The sequence below is a fragment of the Rhodovarius crocodyli genome, from assembly GCF_004005855.1.
Taxonomy (GTDB): Bacteria; Pseudomonadota; Alphaproteobacteria; order Acetobacterales; family Acetobacteraceae; genus Rhodovarius; species Rhodovarius crocodyli.
This window is the reverse complement of record NZ_SACL01000002.1, coordinates 380,421-394,653: the sequence shown is the minus strand read 5'-3', so window position 1 is coordinate 394,653 and position 14,233 is coordinate 380,421. Positions and strand designations below refer to the sequence as shown.

14 protein-coding genes and 1 tRNA gene are annotated in these 14,233 nt (G+C 70.5%); 4 read left to right on the top strand and 11 right to left on the bottom strand.

Going from position 1 to position 14,233, the window contains the following annotated elements; translation table 11 throughout:
• Window positions 1-18: 18 nt before the first annotated feature.
• Window positions 19-1,143 (bottom strand): zinc-dependent alcohol dehydrogenase family protein, encoded by a 1,125-nt coding sequence (locus EOD42_RS07870; RefSeq protein ID WP_240655052.1) that lies wholly within the window; start codon window positions 1,141-1,143, stop codon window positions 19-21.
• On the opposite strand from EOD42_RS07870, the gene EOD42_RS07865 reads away from it, so the two are divergent.
• Genes EOD42_RS07865 through EOD42_RS07850 form a run of 4 tightly spaced genes read left to right on the top strand, consistent with a single transcriptional unit; the run spans window position 1,142 to window position 5,109 of the window.
• Complete coding sequence (locus tag EOD42_RS07865) at window positions 1,142-2,623, top strand: cellulase family glycosylhydrolase (protein WP_127786945.1); 1,482 nt, start codon at window positions 1,142-1,144, stop codon at window positions 2,621-2,623. The two genes, EOD42_RS07870 and EOD42_RS07865, sit on opposite strands and share 2 nt — an antisense overlap.
• A 44-nt stretch (window positions 2,624-2,667) precedes the next feature.
• A complete protein-coding gene (locus tag EOD42_RS07860) occupies window positions 2,668-3,651 on the top strand; it encodes an alginate O-acetyltransferase AlgX-related protein (RefSeq protein ID WP_127786944.1) in 984 nt (327 codons plus the stop codon).
• On the top strand, window positions 3,648-4,304 hold the full coding sequence (locus EOD42_RS07855; RefSeq protein WP_127786943.1) for an alginate O-acetyltransferase AlgF: 657 nt from the start codon (window positions 3,648-3,650) through the stop codon (window positions 4,302-4,304). Before EOD42_RS07860 ends, EOD42_RS07855 begins: the two co-directional genes overlap by 4 nt.
• Window position 4,305: 1 nt before the next feature.
• A complete protein-coding gene (locus tag EOD42_RS07850; protein ID WP_127786942.1) occupies window positions 4,306-5,109 on the top strand; it encodes a GDSL-type esterase/lipase family protein in 804 nt (267 codons plus the stop codon).
• A 13-nt stretch (window positions 5,110-5,122) separates the two neighbouring features.
• Here EOD42_RS07850 and EOD42_RS07845 read toward each other — a convergent pair whose 3' ends face one another.
• The 10 genes from EOD42_RS07845 to EOD42_RS07800 form a co-directional block, all read right to left on the bottom strand.
• A complete protein-coding gene (locus tag EOD42_RS07845) occupies window positions 5,123-6,019 on the bottom strand; it encodes a LysR family transcriptional regulator (RefSeq protein ID WP_127786941.1) in 897 nt (298 codons plus the stop codon).
• A 78-nt stretch (window positions 6,020-6,097) separates the two neighbouring features.
• Window positions 6,098-6,174, bottom strand: a tRNA-Arg gene (locus tag EOD42_RS07840).
• Between the two features lie 22 nt (window positions 6,175-6,196).
• Window positions 6,197-6,520 carry an ETC complex I subunit gene (locus EOD42_RS07835; RefSeq protein WP_127786940.1) on the bottom strand — a complete coding sequence of 108 codons (324 nt, stop codon included), beginning with the start codon at window positions 6,518-6,520 and terminating at the stop codon, window positions 6,197-6,199.
• A gap of 46 nt (window positions 6,521-6,566) precedes the next feature.
• Window positions 6,567-7,310: a metallophosphoesterase gene (locus EOD42_RS07830; protein ID WP_240655050.1), complete on the bottom strand. Its 744-nt coding sequence runs from the start codon at window positions 7,308-7,310 to the stop codon at window positions 6,567-6,569.
• Between the two features lie 34 nt (window positions 7,311-7,344).
• Complete coding sequence (locus EOD42_RS07825) at window positions 7,345-8,745, bottom strand: cryptochrome/photolyase family protein (protein ID WP_127786939.1); 1,401 nt, start codon at window positions 8,743-8,745, stop codon at window positions 7,345-7,347.
• A 49-nt stretch (window positions 8,746-8,794) separates the two neighbouring features.
• On the bottom strand, window positions 8,795-9,964 hold the full coding sequence (locus EOD42_RS07820) for a M20 aminoacylase family protein (protein WP_127786938.1): 1,170 nt from the start codon (window positions 9,962-9,964) through the stop codon (window positions 8,795-8,797).
• A 25-nt stretch (window positions 9,965-9,989) separates the two neighbouring features.
• A complete protein-coding gene (gene rsmA, locus EOD42_RS07815) occupies window positions 9,990-10,796 on the bottom strand; it encodes a 16S rRNA (adenine(1518)-N(6)/adenine(1519)-N(6))-dimethyltransferase RsmA (RefSeq protein WP_127786937.1) in 807 nt (268 codons plus the stop codon).
• The gene (locus tag EOD42_RS07810; protein ID WP_127786936.1) at window positions 10,796-12,148 is read right to left on the bottom strand and encodes a peptidylprolyl isomerase; all 1,353 of its coding nucleotides are present in this window, start codon (window positions 12,146-12,148) and stop codon (window positions 10,796-10,798) included. The genes rsmA and EOD42_RS07810 overlap by 1 nt, the downstream gene beginning before the upstream one ends.
• A 48-nt stretch (window positions 12,149-12,196) precedes the next feature.
• Complete coding sequence (locus EOD42_RS07805) at window positions 12,197-13,027, bottom strand: sugar phosphate isomerase/epimerase family protein (protein ID WP_127786935.1); 831 nt, start codon at window positions 13,025-13,027, stop codon at window positions 12,197-12,199.
• A gap of 135 nt (window positions 13,028-13,162) precedes the next feature.
• Window positions 13,163-14,176 carry a ligase-associated DNA damage response exonuclease gene (locus EOD42_RS07800; RefSeq protein ID WP_127786934.1) on the bottom strand — a complete coding sequence of 338 codons (1,014 nt, stop codon included), beginning with the start codon at window positions 14,174-14,176 and terminating at the stop codon, window positions 13,163-13,165.
• Window positions 14,177-14,233: the final 57 nt, after the last annotated feature.

Genomic DNA, 14,233 nt, shown 5'->3' with positions numbered 1-14,233 from the left:
CGGGAGCGTAACGCGGCCTTAACCGTTGGGAAGCAGCATTTGTCGCAGCGTCTCGCCGGCGGCCAGCCGGTCGAAGCCGGCATTGATCTCCTCCAGGGCAATCGTGCCGCTTTGCAGCCGCGTCACGGGCAGGGTGCCGCGCCGGTACATGCCCAGCAGCTTCGGAATGTCCCGCGTCGGCACGCAGCTGCCCATATAGCTGCCGCGCACCGCCTTCTCCTCACTGACCATGTTGAAGGCGGGCAGTGGGAAGGCCGAGTTCACGTGCGGCAGGCCGGCGGTGATCACCTCCCCGCCGCGGGCCGCGATGGCATAGGCCAGCTGCAGCGCCGGGATGGCGCCCGCCGTCTCGATCACGGTGTCGAGGCCGCCGGACGTCGCCTCCCGCACCTTGGCGGCGCAATCGGGGTCCCGCGCGTCGAAGGCGTGGGTCGCGCCCCATTGCCGGGCCAGCTCCAGCTTGGCCGGGTTCATGTCCACCGCGACCACGCGGCTGGCCCCGGCGGCCACGGCCGCCAGCAGCGCCGACATGCCGACGCCGCCGAGGCCCACCACACCGATCTCCTCACCCGCGCGCAGGCCGGCCGTGTTCAGCACCGCCCCTGCCCCGGTCATGACCGCGCAGCCGAACAGCGCGGCGTCGGCCAGCGGCACATCCTTCGGGATCTTCACGAGCGCGGACTGGTCCACCACCGCATACTGGGCGAACAGGGACAGGCCGGAATTGTGGTGGATGAACTCGCCGTTCAGCTTCAGGCGCTTGGCGCCCGAGGGCAGCGTGCCCGCCGCGCGGGCCGCGAAGCCGCCCTCGCAGATGTTGGGGCGGCCCTTGCGGCACGGGCGGCAATCACCGCAGCTGGCCACGAACAGGCACACCACATGGTCGCCCTTCTGCAGACCATGGACATCGGGGCCGGTTTCGCGGATGACGCCGGCACCCTCATGCCCGATGATGATGGGCATGGGCCGGGGGCGCAGATTCTCGATGGTGGACAGGTCGGAATGACACAGGCCCGCGGCCGCGATCTCGATCAGCACCTCGCCCGGGCCGGGCGGGTCCAGCTCCACCTCCTCGATCACCAGGGGCTTGGTTTCGACATAGGGGCGGGGCAGGCCCTGCTGATGCAGGACGGCGGCCTTCATGCGCATCGTTGATGTTTCCTCTTCCACGGCATTGAAGGGCCTGCGGCAACGGTTGCGCAAGTGGGCGGGACTGCTGCTGGTGTTCTTTGTGGCCTCCTGCTCCTCGGGCCCGCCCGATCTGAACGCGCCCGAGACGCCGGTGGCGGTGCCGGCCGACTACCCGCAGCGCTTCCGCACCGACGGCAACCGCATCGTGGACCAGCTGGGCCGCACCCGCGTGCTGCGCGGGGTCGCGGTGCCGGAGGTGGTCTGGATCGCCCAGCGCCAGGATCGGCAGATCGGCTTCTTCGACCGCCGGCTTTTCCGGGCCGCGGTGGACTGGCAGGCGGAGACGGTCCGTATTTCCGTGCTGCCCGCCCTGTGGCGCCGGCATGGCGTGGCGGAGGTGTTCCGCGTCATCGACTGGTCGGTGGCCTATGCGCGCCGCTACGGCCTCTATCTCATCATCTGCTACCACAGCATCGGCTACCCGCCCGACGAGACCTACAAGTCGCTGCTCGACTGGCGCTATGGCGAGCTCTACGAGACCAGCCAGGCCGAGATCCGCTCCTTCTGGGAACAGGTGGCCCGGCGCTATCGCGACGAACCCGCCATCGCCTTCTATGAGCTGTTCAACGAGCCGGTCCGGCAGAACTCGCCCGGCCAGTTCGACTACGACACCACGGAGGAGGACTGGACGCGGCTGCGCGACTGGTCCGAGGGGCTGATCGACGCCATCCGCGTGCATGACCCGGTACGGCCGGTGATCCTGGGCGGGCTGGAATTCGGCTATAACCTGCGCCACGCGGTGGCCAACCCAGTGCGGCGGCCCAATGTGGCCTATGCCGCCCATCCCTATGCCGGCAGCGAGTGGAATATCTCGTGGGAGGACGCCTTCCTGGCGCCCGCCCGGCGCCTGCCCGTCATCGCCACCGAATTCGGCTTCGGTGAGAACGGCCACCCGGAAAGCGCCCATCGCGGACCGGGCCGGTATCGGGACGCCATCATGAACGCCTTCGACCAGGCGGGCCTGGGCTGGACCGCCTGGAGCTTCAGCCACAGCTTCCCCCCCAGCCTGCTGGCGGACCCCGAGACCTTCGCCCCCAGCCCCGACTGGGGCCAGTTCATCCGCCAGGCGCTGGCGGCCCGCGCCGGCAGCAGGGTCCAGGGCGCCCGCCCCCCCGCGCCGCGCGCCATGGCCCCCGAGGAACTGCGCCGCGCCATCGCGGGCAACACTGAATCCGGCCCCTGGGGCGCCATCTACTACAACCCGGACGGCAGCATGGTCGCGGGGCATGACGGCCAGCGTTACCCGGGCACCTGGCGCATCTCGGCCGAGGGGCGGATGTGCCAGCGCTTTCCCCACCTGCGCGGCGGCGCCGAAAGCTGCGCCGAATGGCGGCTGGATGGCGACCGGCTGACAACACGCGCCGTCGATGGCTCCGGCGGCTCAGGAGATGGTGCCAATCGCATAGATCGTGGTAATCCTCGGGGCCTGTGAACTTTCCGTTCACAGTGACGATTTTTGGAACGGGGATTTCGCGGATGCTGACACGCCGCATCCTGCTGCCGGCGGGCGCTGGTCTTGCCCTGGCGCAGCCGGCCTTGGCCCAGGTCCGGGGCAACATCGTCTTCGGCAAGGACAGCCACATCTTCGCCGGCTGGGAGGATATCCGCCGCGCCAGCGCGCAGCGCATGCGCCCGGTGATCCAGCTCGCGGGCCAGGTCATCCGCATCCTGAAGGATGCCGGGATGGAGGTGGCGGTGCCGCTGATCCCGACCCGCGCCCGGGTGCTGGCGGACATGCTGCCCCCCGATTTCCAGCCCAACCAGGACGCCCAGCGCCGCTACGAGCAGGCGTTGACGCAGCTGCGGCAGGCGGGCGCCATCGTGCCCGACTACGCGACCCTGCTGGCCAACCTGCGCACCAGCCAGCGCGAGGCGGTGTTCTTCAAGGCCGACAGCCACTGGACCGCCGTGGGTGCCGAGGCCGCGGCCATCGACATGGCCAACGCCATCAAGGGCGCGGTGCAGCTGCCGGCCAGCCGCCGCCCCGGCACGCGGCTCGGCAACTTCATCACCAACGTCCACAGCGGCGACTTCCTGCAATTGCTGCCGGAGGCCGAGAAGGCCCGCTTCCCGGCGGAACGCTTCCGTATCCGCCAGGCGGCCGCGGCCTCGGGCGGGGGCAGCGTGGCGGGCGGCTTGCTGGAGGACGACAACGCCGATGTGGTCGTGGTCGGCAACAGCTACATGCAGCCCTATTTCGGCTATCCGCATGTGTTGAGCAGCGCCTTGAACCGCCCGGTGGCGCTGGTGTGGAAGACGGCCCGCGTGGGCCCCTATCGCACCCTGCTGGACTACGTCACCGGCAGCCAGTTCCGCGCCCAGCGCCCCAAGGTGCTGCTGTGGCAGCTGATGGAGGGCAGCCTGGAGCAGATGCCCGATGCCGGCAATTGGTGGGAACCCGCCAGCGCGATGCCCGCACCGCAGTTCCTGAATGACCTGCGCCGGGCGGTGGCGCGGTGAGGCGCGCGCTGCTGGCCGCCGCTGCCGCCCTGGTGTCGGCGCTGCCGGCCCAGGCGCAGCGCTTTCTCTATGACCCGGAGCCTCCGGCCGGTGCCGCCTTCCTGCGCTATGTGAACGCGACGGGGGCCGAGGTCTCGGTGCGGGCCGAACAGGGGGCGCCGCGTGCGCTGGGCACCGCGAATGATGCGCGCGTGTCGCCCTACACGATCGTCGAGCGCGTGCAGGGCCGCGATGTCGCGGTGGAGTTTCCCGGCGGGCGACGCACGCTGCGCCTGGCGCCGGGCAGCTTCACCACCCTGCTGCTGGTCGAGCGCGACGGCCGCGTGGCCGCGGAGCCGGTGACCGACCAGGCCGAGTTCAACCAGCTGCGCGCGCGGCTGTCCTTCTACAACGCGACGGGCGCCTGCGCGGATGGCGAACTGGCGATCATGCCGGCCGGCACCGCCGTGTTCCGCAGCGTGGCGCCGGGCGCCGCGCAGTCACGCAGCGTGAACCCGGTGGAGGCCGATCTGGCCGCCCGCTGCGGCGGGGCGGCAGCCTCGCTGCGCCTCGGCGGGCTGGAGGCCGGGGGCATGTACAGCATCTGGCTGATGCGCCCCGGGGCCGCACCCGTCGCCTTCATCACCCGCGACAGCACCGAAAGGCGCCGCTGAGATGGAACGCTTCCGCATTCCCCTGCTGCTGCTGGGCACGCTGGCCGTGGGCATACTGGGCGGCGTGCTGGTGACGAGCCGCGAGCCCCCGCCGCCCGCCGCCCCTGCCCCGTCGCAGCAGGCCGCGCTGGGTTGCCCCGCGATCCCGCGCGCGACCCCGCTGCCGCGTGAGGCCGCGGCCGAGAATCTGGAAAGCCCGGAATGGCGCGGCCGCCGCGCCCAGCTGGACCAGCAGTTGCAGGGGGTGGACCGCAGCCGCGCGGGCATCGTCTTCATCGGCGACAGCATCACCCAGTATTTCGACCCCGGCCTGTGGCGGCAGTTCCATGGCCATCGCAACCCGGTGAACCTCGGCCTGTGGGGCGACTTCACCCAGGGCGCGCTGTACCGGCTGGCCAATGGGCAATGGGGCGACATGCGGCCGCGCGTCGCGGTCATCCTGCTCGGCACCAACAACACGCAATGGTCCGGCAAGCCCGAGGACGTGGCCCAGGGCCTGGCCGAGATCACGCGCTTCATCCAGACGCGTTCTCCGGGCACCAAGGTGCTGCTGCTGGGCATCCTGCCGCGCGGCGCGACAGCCACCGAGCCGCTGCGCGCGGTGAACGCCCAGGTCAACGCGCTGATCCAGCGCTGCGCCGACAATGAGAGCACCTTCTACCTGGATCTCGGCCCCTATCTGCTGGACCGCGAGGGCAACCTGTCGGAGCAGGTAAGCTTCGACCGGCTGCACCTGACCATGGTGGGCTATGGCATCGTGGCCGCCGCGATGGAGCCCACGATCCGGCGGCTGATGGGCGAATAGGCGGCGGCGCGGTTCAGCCCAGCGGGCGGATCTCGCGCAGCAGGTCGATCAGGATACGGACGCCCGCCGGCAGCTGGCGGCGGCTGGGGTAATAGAGGTGGAAGCCCGCCCCGGGCGAGGCCCATTCGGGCATCACGATCTCCAGCCGGCCATCGGCCAGCTGGGGACGCACCATCTCCTCCGGCAGATAGGCGAGCCCCACACCCGCCACCGCCGCGCGCATGGACGCATCAGGGTCGCTCACGCAGAGCACCGCCGGCGCCGAGACGTGGACATCGCACGCCGCCCCCAACTCCCACTCATACAGACGCCCGTTGCCGGAACGGCCGCGAATGCCCTGGTGGCCCGCCAGATCACCCGGCTCCCGCGGCCTTCCGTGCCGCGCGAAGTAGGAAGGCGCGCCCACGATGACCCAGCGCAGGTCGGGCGAGAGGCGCACCGTCACCATGTCCTGCGGCACCGTATCGCCGAAGCGGATGCCCGCATCGAAGCCTTCCGCCACCAGGTCCACCATCCGGTCATCGGCCGAGACTTCCAGCTCGATGCCCGGATAGCGCTCGGCCAGGACGGGAAACAGCTGGTCCAGCAGCATGCCCAGGCTCAACCGCAGCGCCGTCAGGCGGATGCGCCCGATCGGCTGGTCGCGGAAGCGGTTGAGCTGGTCGAGCGCGCCGTCGATCTGGCTGAAGCCGCTGGTCAGCCCCTCCAGCAGCAGCATGCCCGCCTCGGTGGGGGTCACGCTGCGCGTGGTCCGGTGCAGCAGCCTGACCTCAAGCCGGCGTTCGAGCTTGCTGATCGCGTGGCTGAGGGCTGAGGTGGAGACCGACATCTCATCCGCCGCCCGGCGGAAGCTGCGGAAGCGGGCGATGGCGGCAAACAGGCGGAGATCGGAGAGATCGGTACGGCTCATGCCGCATAGCTAGTCATTCCCGGCGCGCCGGGAAGTGGGGAGCGGACGGAGTTTCATGGGCAGAGCCCGGTGGGGAGATGGCGCGCCCTGCTGGATTCGAACCAGCGGCCTGAAGCTTAGAAGGCTCCTGCTCTATCCATCTGAGCTAAGGGCGCCCGGCAACCTCAACAGCGGACCTCAGTGGGTCCAGTTTTCCCGCCGGTCATTGCGGAAATTGTCGGAGTAGCTCTTGGGCTTGATCGGGCGGCGCGCCGGCGGCACCTCGACCACGTAATGCAGGCCCTCGGCCTTGGCATAGGCCACCGCGGCTTCCTGGGAAGGGAAGCTCAGACGCACCTGGCGCTGGGTGGACAGGCCACCGGTCCAGCCCATCAGCGGGTCCACCACCGGGCGCGTGTTCGGCGCGAATTCCAGCACCCAGTCCCCGGTCTTGCCGGGGCCGGACTGCATCGCGTTGCGCGAGGGGCTGAAGATGCGGGCTGCGGGCTTCACCAGGCTCATGCGAATTCCTTTCGAAGCGCTTCCTATACCCCCGTTGCCGCCCCCCTCAAAGGGGCAGGTCCAGCCAGGAGAGATGTCCGCCCTTGCCGGCGCCCGTATCGAGGAACACGGCCTCTCCGCCATGGCGGCCCCGGGTGTACCAGGGGCGGCCGTCGGTGCTGCGCGTGTCGTGCCCGACATAGGCCGTGATGCCCTGCGGGATCGAATCGACCCAGTGCAGCAGGCGCTCGGGGTAGCCGTCGCGCTTGGGGCCCGCCACGACCTGGCCGTAGATCGCTCGCGTGACGGGGGGTTCCACGCGGCGCGCGCCGGCATCGGGCGGCGAAGGCTCATGCAGCATGGCCGGGTGGTAGGCGGCATGGGCGAAGATGGTGTTGCCGCGCCGCAGCCAGACCGGCGCGCGCCCGATCTCCAGGATCAGCCGGGCGCGCAGCGCGTCGCGGTCGGGGGCGGCGTCGATATCCGCCAGCGTGTTCTCCAGCGCCTCTGTCATGCCGCGCAGCCGCACGCCCAGCAGGGCGCGGCGCAGCTTGTGCTCGTGGTTGCCCAGCAGGAACAGGCCGCGGCCCTCATCCATCAGCGCGAAGATGCGGCGCAGCACGGCCGGGCTGTCATGCCCGCCATCCGTCAGGTCACCCAGCTGCAGCAGGAACAGCCCGCCGGCCTCGGCCCCGGCGGCGGCGGATTCGAAGCCCCTGGCATCGCCATGCACGTCGCCCACCACCCGCAGGCCGCGAAATCCGCGCTCCCGCAGCCGCAAGGGGTCCCGCCATGCCGCACCATCATCCACGCCCGCCACCATCAAGGACTGTCAGATCACTGTCTTAACCTTCATCCCGCAGGGCGGCATAGGCGGCAAGCGCCCGCTCTCGGCCTCTGCCATGTTCCACGATGGGGGCGGGGTAGCCGGCAGGCGGGCGCGGCGCCTCCCACGGCTTATGGATGAAACGGCCTGGAACCCCCGCCAGCTCCGGCACCCAGCGGCGGACATAGCTGCCCTCGGGGTCGAACTTCTCGCCCTGCAGCACCGGGTTGAACACGCGGAAATAGGGGGCGGCATCCGCCCCGCAGCCCGCCACCCACTGCCAGGACGCCGCATTGGATGCCAAGTCACCATCCACCAGCGTGTCCCAGAACCATGCCTCGCCGTGCTGCCAGGGCTGCAACAGGTGCTTCACCAGCAGGCTGGCCGCCACCATCCGCACCCGGTTGTGCATCCAGCCCGTGCGCCACAGCTGGCGCATGCCGGCATCGACGATGGGATAGCCCGTGCGCCCCTGCTGCCAGGCCGCCAGAAGGCGGGAATCAGGCCGCCAGGGAAACTCGCCGAACTTCGATTGCAGGGCCGTCTGCGGCATCTCAGGCCGGTGCCACAGCAGGTGATAGGAGAAATCGCGCCACAGCACCTCCTTCAGGAAGGTGTGCTCGCCCGCCGCCCCGGCCTCCCGCGCCGCATGCCACACCTGGCGGGGCGAAACCTCCCCGAAGCGCAGATGCGGCGACAGGGCCGAGGTCGCGTCTTCGCCGGGGATGTCGCGGCGGGCCGGATAGGCGGCCAGCAGCTCCGGCGTCAGCCGCGCCAGGCGACGGGCGGCCCCTGCCTCGCCGGGCTGCCAATGATCGGGGAACTCGGACCACCATTCCGGGATGGGCGGGCGCGGCAGCAGGTCCAGCCCCTCCAGCGCCAGCGGGTCCAGCGGCGACGCGACCGAGGCGATGCGGTCCGGCACGGGTAGAGGCGGCGCAGGCTCGCCCAGGGCGAATACAGCGCGCGAGAAGGGTGTGAACACCGAATAAGGCTTGCCCTGCCCCGTCCGCAGCCGGTGCGGCTCATGCAGCAGGGTGGCGCTGTGCAGCGTGAGCTTCCGGCCCGTTTCGGCCAGGGCGTGGTGCACCGCCTCGTCGCGGCGGCGCGCCCAGGGTTCATACATCCGCCCGGCATGGACGCTGCCCGCCCCGATGGTCCCGGCCAGATGCGGCAGCAGGGTGGCGGCATCGCCGCGCAGCAGCAGCAGCGGCGCCCCCCGCGCGGCCAGATCCGCGGCCAGCGCCGCCAGGGAATGATGCAGCCACCACCGCTGCGCCCCGCCGGGCGCCCATTCCTCCGCCGCCGCGTCATCCAGCACATAGACCGGCAGCACCGGCCCCGATTCGAGGGCCGCATGCAGGGAGGGGTTGTCGGCCAGGCGCAGATCCTGGCGGAACCAGAGGATGGAAGGCGTCATCCCCACAGAATAGTTATGCGGCCGGATAGTTGAACCGGCCGCTCGGATTTTACGCGCCGAGTTCCTTGCGCACCACCGCCACCAGCGCCGCCGCGCCATAGGGGATGGCCTCGTCGTTGAAGTCATAGCGCGGGTGGTGCAGGTCCGCCCCCTCCGTGCCGTTGCCGACATTGAGGAAGGCGCCCGGGACTTCCTGGAGGAAATAGGCAAAATCCTCGCCGCCCATGCTGGGTGGCATGGCGCGCTTCACCTTGTCCTCACCGACCAGCCCGGCCACCGCATCGCCGAACCGCTCGGCGTTCTCGGCGCTGTTGATCAGGGGCGGGGTCAGCACGCGGAAATCCAGCTGCGCGGTGCAGCCGAAACCCGCCGCGACCGAGGAGGCCAGCGCGCCCATCCGCTCCCGGATCAGGTCCGTCACCTCGACCGCATAGGTGCGCACGGTGCCGAACAGCCGCACGCCGTCGGGAATGACGTTATAGGCACGCCCCGTCTCCATGCCCGTCACGCTCAGCACCGCCTGGGCGTGGGGGGAGACATTGCGGGACACGACCGATTGCAGGGCCGAGATCAGCGCGGCGCCACATACCACCGGGTCATGCGTCACCTCGGGCCGCGCGGCGTGGCCGCCCTTGCCCTGCACATGAATGTCCCAGAAGGTCACGCCCGCCAGCATGGGGCCGGAGCGCAGCCCGTAATGCCCCACCGGCATGCCCGGCCGGTTGTGCAGGGCATAGACCGCATCGGCCGGGAAACGCTGGAACAGGCCATCCTTCTGCATGGCCGGCGCGCCGGCGCCCAGCTCCTCCGCGGGCTGGAAATACAGGTGCACCGTGCCCTCGAAATCCCGGGTCTCGGCCAGTTCGCGGGCGGCGGCCAGCAGCATGGTGGTGTGCCCGTCATGCCCGCAGCCATGCATGCGGCCCTGGTGCGTGCTGGCATGGGCGAAGGCATTGGCCTCGGTCAGCGGCAGCGCGTCCATGTCGGCGCGCAGCCCCACGGTGCGCGGCGTGTTGCCGGTGGCCTTGCCGCGGATCACCCCCACGACCCCCGTGCCGCCGATGCCGGTATGCACCTCGATACCCATGGCCTGCAGTCGCTCGGCCACCAGCCCGGCCGTGCGGTGCTCCTCGAAGCCCACCTCGGGATGCGCGTGGAAATCGCGGCGCCAGGCGGTGTACTCGGGCAGGCGTTGCGCGATTTTCTCGACCAGGCTCATGCGTGTCTCCGCGGGTTGGGGCGCGTCAGCGCGCCATCAATTGCCGTGCCAGCGCGTCGAATTCGGCGATGCTCAGCGTCTCCGCCCGGCGGTCGCCCGCGATGCCGCAGCTTGCCAGCAGACCCTCCGCATCGCCCAGGGACTTCAGGCTGCCGCGCAGCATCTTGCGGCGCTGGCCGAAGGCGGCGGCGGTCAGCTTCTCCATCGCGGCCAGCAGCGCGGGCTCGGGCTGCTGCGCGCGGGGCACCAGGCCCACCACGGCGGAATGCACCTTGGGCGGGGGCGAGAAGGCGCCGGGCGGCAGGCGCATCAGCACCCGGCACTCGCAGGTCCATTGGCTCAGCACCGCCAGCCGCCCGTAATGTTCCGTGTCGGGGGCGGCGCAGATGCGCTCCGCGACCTCAAGCTGGAACATCAGCGTCAGGCGCTCGAAGGAAGCCGCCTGGCGCAGCCAGGCGATCAGCAGCGGCGTGCCGACATTATAGGGCAGGTTCGCCACGATCTGGCGCGGTGCCGGAATGGCGGCGGCCGCATCCAGCTTCATCGCATCCTGGTGCAGCACGGTCAGGCGCGGGTCGCCGATCTCGGCCAGCGCCGCGATGGCGCGGTCGTCCAGCTCGCAGGCCAGCAGGGTTTCCAGCGGCCGAGCCAGCAATGCCCGCGTCAGCCCGCCGGGCCCGGGGCCCACCTCCAGCACGTGCCGGCCGGTCAGCTCGCCGGCCAGGGCCGCTATGCGCGTGCAGACACCCTCATCCAGCAGGAAGTGCTGGCCGAGCGATTTGCGCGGGGCCAGCCCGTGCCGGGCCACCACATCGCGCAGGGTGGTGCCCATCAGGCGCGGTTGTCGATCACGGCGCGGCGGCGCAGCTCACGCTGCAGCTGGCGCGAGAGCGTCTCGATACGGTCGCGGCGCAGCTGCTCACGCGCCGCATCGGCGCTCATGCCCTGCGGCGCCTGACGCTCACGCGAGCAGACCATGATGAGGGTCACGCCCTCGGGCGAGATCAGCGGCTGGGACGACCGGCCGGGCGTCAGCCCCGCCAGCAGGCTGCGCAGCTGCGGCGGGTTCACCGCCTCCAGCACGACGGGGCCCGGATCGGCCGGGCGGTCGGAGCCGGCGCGGCCCTGCTGCTCGAAGGCCTCGCAGCCGCGCACGGACTGGCTGATGCGCATCGCGCGCTCCACCACGCCGCGCTGCGCCTCGGTCGGATTCTGCGGGTCAAGCCGGCCGGGGAAGGGGAAGTTCGCCTGCCGCAGCGTCAGCTGCGTCACGCCGCCATTCGGCCCGCCCTCGCGCCGCTGGCGCATGGCGATGATCTGGAAGCCGCCGGGAACGCGGATGGGGTTGGTGATGGCGCCGGGCGGCATGCGCGGCACGATGGCCGCCACCGCCGGGTCCAGCCGGTCCAGGCCCTGCCAGCCCATGTCGCCGCCCTGCACGGCGGTGGAGGACTGGCTGAACTGGGTCGCAGCCACCGGGAAGGGCAGGCCCCGGCGCAGCTGGGTCACCACATCGTTCACGAAGGTGGTCACCTCGCCTTCCTGGGCGGGGTTGTCCACGGGGATGAAGATCTCGCCCAGCAGATACGCCGCCTGGTCCTGGCGGGCGCGCTGGCTGGCGATCAGCTCCTGAACCTCGGAGTCGGGCACCTCGAACTGGCTGCCGAGAAGCACACGCACCAGGCGGCCCCAGCCGATCTGCACGCGGATCTGGTCATACAGGCTGCGCGGCTGGATGCCGGCCTGGCGCAGCTGGGCGGTCAGGGCGCCGCGCGGCAGGCCGTTGCGCTGCTCGATGTCGCGCAGGGCGTCGGCCACGTCATTGTCGGAAACCGGGATCTGGCGGCGCTGCACTTCCTGCATGCGCAGCTTCTCATCGACCAGCAGGCGCAGAACCTGGGGTTCCATGCGGGCCAGCATCTCGCCGGAGGCCGCGAAGCCGGCATTCAGCGCGAACAGGCGCGTGCGGCTGGACACCTCGGACTGGGTCACGACATCGCCGTTGACCACCGCCAGGATGCGGTTGACGTTGCCGCGTGGTGGCTGCGGCGCCTCGGTCGCGGCATGCGGGCGCGGTGCGCGCCCCTGCGCCCAGGCTGGGGCGGCGACCAGCAGCGAAAGCCCGGCGGAAAGCGCGGCCGCAAGCCGGATCGAAGGCGTCAGAGACGAAGCGCTAGGAAGCATGCGGCCTGTTTAGCCTCCGGTCTTGCTCATGGCTATGCCCCAACGGCGCTAAGGCCGGCGGCCTATGGCCTCAAGGCAGCCCTGCAGATAGCCGATGGCGCGCGCGGCCGTGCCGGGCCCGTCGGGCAGGTAGTCGAAACTCTCGACCCCCGCCCTGCCGGAATAGCCCGTCTCGATCAGGGCTTCGAGGATGGGAATGAAACGGTCCACCCCCTGCCCCGGGCCCCGGCGGGTACGGTCATTCAGATGGATATGGGCGATCTGGCCGGTGGGGACATAGCGGCGCAGCAGGTCCGGCACCGTCTCGGATTCGGTGTTCTCGGCCGCGCTCACGTCCAGCATGGTGGCCAGATGCGGGTTGCCAGCGGCCTCGGTGAAGGCCACGGCCTCATGCGTTGAGGACATCCAGTTGGTCTGGCCGGGGTCCAGCGGCTCAATGATATAGGTGACGCCGACGGCCCGGGCCCAATCGCCGGCCATCAGCATGGCCTCATTCGCGCGTTCCGCGTCCCCCTGGGCGGAGACGACGCGCTGGCCGGGGCTGCCATGCACCAGATATTCCGCCCCCAGATCGGCCGCCAGCGCGATCAGCCCCTGCATCACGTCCAGCGTCCGGGCGCGCAGCGCGGGGTCGGCGCTCGTGATGGAAAGCCCGGCGGGTGCGGCCAGCAGCCAGTGCAGGCCGAGAATGGGGGCGCCGGCGTCCTCGGCCGCGCGGCGCAGCAGGCGGCGCTCATGCGCGGGCATCCGGTGGGGTTCGTCTGCCTCCAGGGTGAATGGCGCCACCTCAAGCCCCGCATAGCCGAGGGCGGCGGCATGGTCGGCCTGCTGCGGCAAGGTCAGGTCACGCAGCAGCTCATTGCACAGCACGAATTCCATGGCGGGCGGGATAGCGCAGTGATTCGGGCAGCGGAACAACGTTTCGCGCTCAAATTGTAATCAACTCCGTGAAATTTCACACATATTCGCACGCATGATAATCATATGCTGCCCGATCGTGCGAAACGGCCGATCCTACTCCTCCCCCTCCTCCAGCCCCACCAGATGCAGCGCCCGGCCGCGGATGCCCATGCCGGACAGGGCATGGATCAGCGCATCCTCCCGCCCATGGGTGATCCAGATCTCGGGCGCCTGCACCTCACGCGCGGTGCGCAGCAGCTCGGGCCAATCGGCATGGTCCGAGATGACGAGGGGCAGCTCCACGCCCCCTTGCCTTGCCCGGGCCCGGATACGCATCCAGCCCGAGGCCATGCAGGGGATGGGGTCGTTCAGCCGCCTGGCCCAGCGGTCCGCGATGGCCGAAGGCGGGGCCAGCACCATGGCCCCCACCAGGGCGGCCTTGTCCTTCACCGTCGCCGGCAGCAGGGGGCCGAGCTTCACGCCCAGCTCCTCATACAAGGCACACATCGCCACATGCGCCCCGTGCAGATGCACCGGCCGGTCCCAGCCGGACTGGCGCAGCAGGGCGATCATCCGCTGCGCCTTGCCCAGCGAGTAGGCGCCGATGACATGGGTGCGTTCCGGGAACAGGCTGGCCGAGCGCAGCAGCTTCGCGATCTCGTCGGCGGGCTTCGGGTGGGTGAAGACCGGCAGGGCGAAGGTCGCCTCCGTCACGAACACGTCGCAGGTCACGGGCTCGAAGGGCGGGCAGGTCGGGTCGGGGCTGCGCTTGTAGTCGCCGCTGACCACCGCCCGGCTGCCCTGCCAGTCCATCACCACCTGGGCGCTGCCCAGCACATGCCCGGCCGGGACCAGCGTGACGCGCACCCCGTTGATGTCGAGCGGGGAATGATACGCAAGCGGCTGTTGCGTCAGCCCTGCCCGCTCCTCACCCATGCGCAGGCGCATGATGGCCAGGGTTTCGGGCGTGCCGAGCACGGACATGTGACCGGGGCGCGCGTGGTCAGAGTGGCCATGCGTGATGACGGCGCGCGGCACGGCGCGGGTCGGGTCGATGTAGAACCCGCCCGGTTCACAGAACAGCCCGGCCTCCGTGACGCGAAGCCAGCTTTCGGGGTGCGGCGGCACGGTGTAAGACGCCTCCTCAGTGAGAACATTGCCGGAACCTTTGCAGAGTTGGTTCGA

Bases quoted from the DNA above. Each gene is read 5' to 3' on its own strand.
- EOD42_RS07865 (WP_127786945.1), top strand. From the start codon at position 1,142: ATGCGCATCGTTGATGTTTCCTCTTCCACGGCATTGAAGGGCCTGCGG.
- EOD42_RS07870 (WP_240655052.1), bottom strand. From the start codon at position 1,143: ATGAAGGCCGCCGTCCTGCATCAGCAGGGCCTGCCCCGCCCCTATGTC.
- EOD42_RS07860 (WP_127786944.1), top strand. From the start codon at position 2,668: ATGCTGACACGCCGCATCCTGCTGCCGGCGGGCGCTGGTCTTGCCCTG.
- EOD42_RS07850 (WP_127786942.1), top strand. From the start codon at position 4,306: ATGGAACGCTTCCGCATTCCCCTGCTGCTGCTGGGCACGCTGGCCGTG.
- EOD42_RS07845 (WP_127786941.1), bottom strand. From the start codon at position 6,019: ATGAGCCGTACCGATCTCTCCGATCTCCGCCTGTTTGCCGCCATCGCC.
- EOD42_RS07835 (WP_127786940.1), bottom strand. From the start codon at position 6,520: ATGAGCCTGGTGAAGCCCGCAGCCCGCATCTTCAGCCCCTCGCGCAAC.
- EOD42_RS07825 (WP_127786939.1), bottom strand. From the start codon at position 8,745: ATGACGCCTTCCATCCTCTGGTTCCGCCAGGATCTGCGCCTGGCCGAC.
- EOD42_RS07820 (WP_127786938.1), bottom strand. From the start codon at position 9,964: ATGAGCCTGGTCGAGAAAATCGCGCAACGCCTGCCCGAGTACACCGCC.
- rsmA (WP_127786937.1), bottom strand. From the start codon at position 10,796: ATGGGCACCACCCTGCGCGATGTGGTGGCCCGGCACGGGCTGGCCCCG.
- EOD42_RS07810 (WP_127786936.1), bottom strand. From the start codon at position 12,148: ATGCTTCCTAGCGCTTCGTCTCTGACGCCTTCGATCCGGCTTGCGGCC.
- EOD42_RS07805 (WP_127786935.1), bottom strand. From the start codon at position 13,027: ATGGAATTCGTGCTGTGCAATGAGCTGCTGCGTGACCTGACCTTGCCG.